Genomic DNA, 5105 nt, shown 5'->3' with positions numbered 1-5105 from the left:
AAATACCAGTCGTTAATAATGCAAATAAGTACGGTAAAAAGAATGCACCTCCTCCATTTTCATACGCTGTATAAGGAAAACGCCATATGTTTCCTAATCCAACGGCTGAGCCGACCGCTGCGAAAATAAATCCAGCCCTCGTTCCCCATTGTTGCCTCGTTTCCATGTTTCCTTCCCCCTTTATGACAAGTTCATACTTGGATTATATTTTAAATTAACTAAATTATCAATAAATTCTGTTAATTTTTGCGAAAATTAACAACTCCCTCCTATTAAAGTCATAAAAAAATCGAATAGACAGTTATTCATCTATTCGATCTTTCATCTGTTTTAATATTTTCTTTTCAAGTCTTGAAACTTGTACTTGCGAAATACCTATGCGCTCTGCTACTTCTGATTGGGTTTGATCTTTATAATAGCGCAAATATACAATAAGACGTTCTCGTTCATCTAATTCTCTAATTGCTTCTTTTAAAGCTATTTTATCAAACCATTTCGTTTCAGATTGATCTGCAATTTGATCTAAAATAGTAATAGGGTCTCCATCATTTTCATACACGGTTTCATGTATCGATGAAGGAGGACGACTCGCTTCTTGCGCCAGAACAACTTCTTCAGGCGTTAGTTCTAGCGCCTCTGCTACTTCATTAATCGTTGGAGCCCTTCCGAATTCTTTCGAAAGCTCGTCTCTCATCTTTCGAATTTTGTTGCCTGTTTCTTTTAAAGATCTACTTACTTTCACTGATCCATCGTCACGTAAAAATCGTTGAATTTCTCCAATAATCATTGGAACTGCATATGTTGAAAATTTCACGTCGAAAGATAAATCAAATTTATCTACCGATTTTAAGAGCCCAATACATCCAATTTGAAATAGATCGTCTGGTTCGTATCCTCGATTCAAAAAACGCTGTACAACCGACCATACTAGACGCATATTACTTTGAACAATCGTATCTCTTGCTTGTTGATCTCCACCTTGACTTTTTTGAATTAACGCTTTTAGCTCGTGGTCCTTTAACTGAGGTTTCTTCTTCTCATTTTTGACCTCTATGTCCATAGGCTATTCTCCTTAATTGCATAGAGCGTTACTATTTGATAAGTATTTTGTCAAATGGATTGTTGTCCCGAAAGATTCGTTTGAAATAACTTCTACTTCATCCATAAAATTTTCCATGATAGTAAATCCCATTCCGGAACGCTCTAATTCAGGTTTAGTTGTAAAAAGGGGTTGCCTTGCCTCATCTAAATTAAAGATGCCAATCCCTTCATCTCGAATCGTGAGTTTCACCATTGCCTCTTCCAAAATTACAGAAATATAAACAGTACCTTCTGCATTTCCTTCGTATCCATGAATAATTGCATTTGTAACCGCTTCTGACACAACAGTTTTAATCTCCGTTAGCTCATCCATCGTTGGATCTAGTTGCGCAATGAATGCTGCCACTGTAACGCGAGCGAATGATTCATTTTGACTTAATGCTGAAAATTGAAGGTTCATTTCATTTCTCATTTATGCCACCCCCAACGTCGCGAGCGCGTGCGCTTCACTTTCTTCTAAGCGAACAATTTTAAATAAGCCCGACATTTCAAATAAACGCTTAACAGGCGGTGAAATTGCACAAACAACCATTTCTCCACCTAATCCCTTTACATGCTTATATCGGCCTAATATCACACCTAAACCAGAACTATCCATAAATGATAAGTTCTCTAGGCTCAAAACAATGTGATGAACACCATGTGTCTCAATCATATCTGTCACTTTCGTTCGCAACTCTTCAGCAGTATGATGATCTAATTCACCCGCTAGTCTCACACATAGGACGTCACGTTTTACTTCTAATTGCATGGAAAGACTCACACGATTTCCTCCTTATGCTCAAACTTTACTCATTTACATACATAAAGATTTTCGTGATACAACATAAGAATCCTTCCTACTGACAAAAGAAGAACTATTTCGCCATAAAGTGAAACCATTCAACAATTATTTACTTACATACGAATAGAAAAGCGGCAAAATGTTTGCCGCTATTTTGATGTTGAAAACATCCCAAAACTTCTTTTAAATAACTCCCACCAGCTTGCTGCAGCAACATCTTCTTTTGCTACGATTGTTTGTTTTAATAAAACCTCTTTATCTTTTTTAATAACAAGCGTGCCAAGTGCATCACCTTTTTTAATCGGTGCTTTCACTTTCTTTTCAGCAATTACTTCTTGCTTTACTTTGTCCATATTTTCGCCCTTCTTCATAAGAAGAGACACATTATCTGATGCAACTAAATCTACTTTTTCTTTTTTACCTTTTCCTACTTGTACAGTCTTAATTTTTTCACCGCGCGTATACATTTTCTTCGTCATATATTGACCAAATGCATAATCAAGAAGCTTCGTCACTTGATTGTTCCGTTCTTTAGATGTAGGTGCTCCCATAACAACTGAAATAACACGCATGCCATTTTTTTCAGCCGATGCTGTTAAGCAATATTTTGCTTCTGTTGTAAAGCCCGTTTTTACACCATCTACTCCAGGATAAAAACGTACTAACTTATTCGTATTGACGAGCCAAAACTTCTTATCCGTATCTTCTCGTAAATAATCTTCGTATTTACCTGTGTATTTGCGAATAAGTGGATACTTCATCAATTCTCTCGCCATTATAGCCATATCATTTGCTGTAGAATAATGATCTTTAGCCGGGAGACCTGTCGGGTTTTGAAAATGTGTATTTTTCAACCCTAAATCTTTCGCTTTTTTGTTCATCATATTTACAAATCCTTCTTCTGAACCAGCGATATGCTCTGCTACTGCAACAGATGCATCATTTCCAGATGCAATGGCAATACCTTTTAGCATTTCATTTACGGTCATCTCTTCCCCAGGTTCTAAAAAGATTTGTGATCCACCCATTGAAGCTGCATGTTCACTTGCTCTAACTTTATCGTTTAGTTTTAGTTTTCCTTTTTCAACTTGTTCCATAATTAATAGCATTGTCATAATCTTTGTCATACTAGCAGGTGGTAACTTTTCATTCGGATTTTTATCAAATAAAACTTTACCTGTATCTTGCTCAATTACGATTGCTGACGATGCTTGCTCCGCTAATTTCGGCGCGGTTTCTTCTGTTTTCTCCTGCTTCGTTTTCTCAGATTGTGCAAAACTAACTGAAGTACCAGAAAGCAATAACATGAAACAAACAAGTATTCCAAAAACTCGCTTCATGACTAACCCTCCATTCTATATCAGACCTATTTTTTCCAATTTATTATTTTTTAATACCATATTTTTCTATTTTTTTCAGTTGACAAACACATTCATACCCTATATTGTATTAAATGTATTACGCATAGTAGTACACTTAATACATATGAGGAAGGAGACATTGCTCTTGCATATTCAACTTGATCCAAGAAGCAACACTCCGATATGGGAACAAATTGTTCAAAATATAAAAGAACTCGTATTAAAAAACATGTTAGCTCCAAGTGATAAACTTCCTTCTGTACGCGAGCTCGCTTCATTACTTGTTATAAATCCAAATACAGTGAGTAAAGCGTATCAAGAATTAGAGCGACAAGGGATTATTGAAACGTTACGAGGAAAAGGAACATTTGTATCTCAATCGATTACCCCAACATTAGACGAAAGGAAAATCGCTATGGTTGAAAAGCAATTTCATCAATTATTACTAGAAGCCTCTTATCTTGGGATTACGAAAGATAAAATTCATGATTGGATAGATTCATACTATAAAGAGATTGGAGGAAATATGGATGCTGAAAGTGACAAGTTTGAAGAAAACAATTGATAATCAAACGATTTTAGACGATGTTTCTTTCACATTACAAAAAGGTAGTATCGTCGGATTACTCGGAAGAAACGGTGCGGGGAAAACAACTTTATTACGAACGATGATCGGCATTTTAGACCCAGATGAAGGCACGGTTACATATGAAGATACAGATATTCATATGCATCCTGAAATGAAACAAAAGGTCGTATATGTCCCAGATTCTACTAACATACTGAACGGATATACAGTAAAAGAAATCGTGAAATTTTATAAAGCAGTTTATACAGCATTTGATGAATCATATTTCTACGAACTGCTTGAACTTTTTAACTTACCAAACAAGCGGATTCGTAGTTACTCAAAAGGAATGAAAGCGCTGCTTGCGATCATTTTAGCCGTTGCTACAAAAGCAGAGTATATCATTTTAGATGAACCGACAAATGGGCTCGATCCTATCGTTAAAAGACAGATTTTGCAGTTTCTCGTTGGAGAAGTTGCAGAAAAAGAGATTACCATTTTCATCTCAACTCATCATTTAGATGAAGTGGAACAAATTGCAGATACAATCATTATGTTAAAAGGCCATACCGTGGCATCTATTACTTCACTTGATGATGCAAAATCACGATTTGCAAAAATACAAGTAGCTTATGAACGGTCATTACCTCAAAAACTAGAAAACTTAAGCAATATTAAAATATTAAATCAAACAGGAAAAGTATTTACCATCTTAATTGAGGGAAATGTGGCAGCTACATTAGAAAAGTTTCATAAAGAACAGCCACTGCTCATTGAGGAATTAACCATGTCGCTCGAAGATATTTTTATCACAACGTTTGAGGAGGATTCGCATGTTTCATAAAGCTTTATGGATGAGGCAATGGAAGCAAGGAAAATATATAATTCTATTATTTTGGTTAATTAGTTTATATCAACTACCTTATAAATATTATCAAGAAGCGCAAATGCAGCTAAAACAATCACAAATAAAGTTTGATGACTATGCATATTACTACTCCTACTATTTTCAGACATCTGATGGTGCCGTCTTCTTTCAAGGAGCTACTCTTATTGCACTTGCTTGTCTTTTAATTGGATGGGAACGTAACAATCAATCAACTGATTTTCTATTCTCGATGCCTTTTAAACGAAAAGATATTTTTTTAACAAAATGGTTGCTTGGTGTTTTGAATATTATTACAGTGCAAATTGTTTGCTGGATTAGCATGTACGGAATAAAGAACATGTCGTTTCACAATGAGCATCAAATCTTTACTCCGTTCTATAGTTACTTTCTATATGCTACGGT

At 35.5% G+C, this 5105-nt stretch carries 7 protein-coding genes and 1 pseudogene; 3 read left to right on the top strand and 5 right to left on the bottom strand.

Annotated features, from left to right (window positions below; genetic code table 11):
* From JDS92_RS29620 to dacF, 5 genes and pseudogenes are all read right to left on the bottom strand, one after another.
* A pseudogene (locus JDS92_RS29620) lies at nt 1-166 on the bottom strand (sodium-dependent transporter); the annotation flags it as partial.
* Between the two features lie 135 nt (nt 167-301).
* Complete coding sequence (gene sigF / locus JDS92_RS29615) at nt 302-1060, bottom strand: RNA polymerase sporulation sigma factor SigF (RefSeq protein WP_000350732.1); 759 nt, start codon at nt 1058-1060, stop codon at nt 302-304.
* Between the two features lie 12 nt (nt 1061-1072).
* On the bottom strand, nt 1073-1513 hold the full coding sequence (gene spoIIAB / locus JDS92_RS29610) for an anti-sigma F factor (protein WP_001243394.1): 441 nt from the start codon (nt 1511-1513) through the stop codon (nt 1073-1075).
* On the bottom strand, nt 1514-1864 hold the full coding sequence (spoIIAA, locus tag JDS92_RS29605) for an anti-sigma F factor antagonist (RefSeq protein ID WP_000059133.1): 351 nt from the start codon (nt 1862-1864) through the stop codon (nt 1514-1516).
* A 170-nt stretch (nt 1865-2034) separates the two neighbouring features.
* On the bottom strand, nt 2035-3225 hold the full coding sequence (gene dacF, locus JDS92_RS29600; protein ID WP_000831987.1) for a serine-type D-Ala-D-Ala carboxypeptidase DacF: 1191 nt from the start codon (nt 3223-3225) through the stop codon (nt 2035-2037).
* 166 nt (nt 3226-3391) lie between these two features.
* Here dacF and JDS92_RS29595 point away from each other — a divergent pair, with 166 nt between their 5' ends.
* From JDS92_RS29595 to JDS92_RS29585, 3 genes are all read left to right on the top strand, one after another.
* Nucleotides 3392-3811, top strand: a complete 420-nt coding sequence (locus tag JDS92_RS29595) for a GntR family transcriptional regulator (protein WP_000548026.1) — start codon at nt 3392-3394, stop codon at nt 3809-3811.
* A complete protein-coding gene (locus JDS92_RS29590; protein WP_087969734.1) occupies nt 3777-4658 on the top strand; it encodes an ABC transporter ATP-binding protein in 882 nt (293 codons plus the stop codon). Before JDS92_RS29595 ends, JDS92_RS29590 begins: the two co-directional genes overlap by 35 nt.
* A partial coding sequence (locus JDS92_RS29585; protein WP_199633003.1) for an ABC-2 transporter permease occupies nt 4648-5105 on the top strand: 458 nt, incomplete at its 3' end. The genes JDS92_RS29590 and JDS92_RS29585, both read left to right, overlap by 11 nt.

The organism is Bacillus cereus group sp. N12, assembly GCF_016483575.1.
GTDB lineage: Bacteria > Bacillota > Bacilli > Bacillales > Bacillaceae_G > Bacillus_A > Bacillus_A toyonensis.
Note: the sequence above shows the minus strand (reverse complement) of the source record. Positions and strands in the feature narration are given on the sequence as shown.

What these genes read in the sequence shown, in the direction of transcription:
- JDS92_RS29590 (WP_087969734.1), top strand. Translation starts at nt 3,777, where the DNA reads ATGCTGAAAGTGACAAGTTTGAAGAAAACAATTGATAATCAAACGATT.
- sigF (WP_000350732.1), bottom strand. Translation starts at nt 1,060, where the DNA reads ATGGACATAGAGGTCAAAAATGAGAAGAAGAAACCTCAGTTAAAGGAC.
- spoIIAB (WP_001243394.1), bottom strand. Translation starts at nt 1,513, where the DNA reads ATGAGAAATGAAATGAACCTTCAATTTTCAGCATTAAGTCAAAATGAA.
- dacF (WP_000831987.1), bottom strand. Translation starts at nt 3,225, where the DNA reads ATGAAGCGAGTTTTTGGAATACTTGTTTGTTTCATGTTATTGCTTTCT.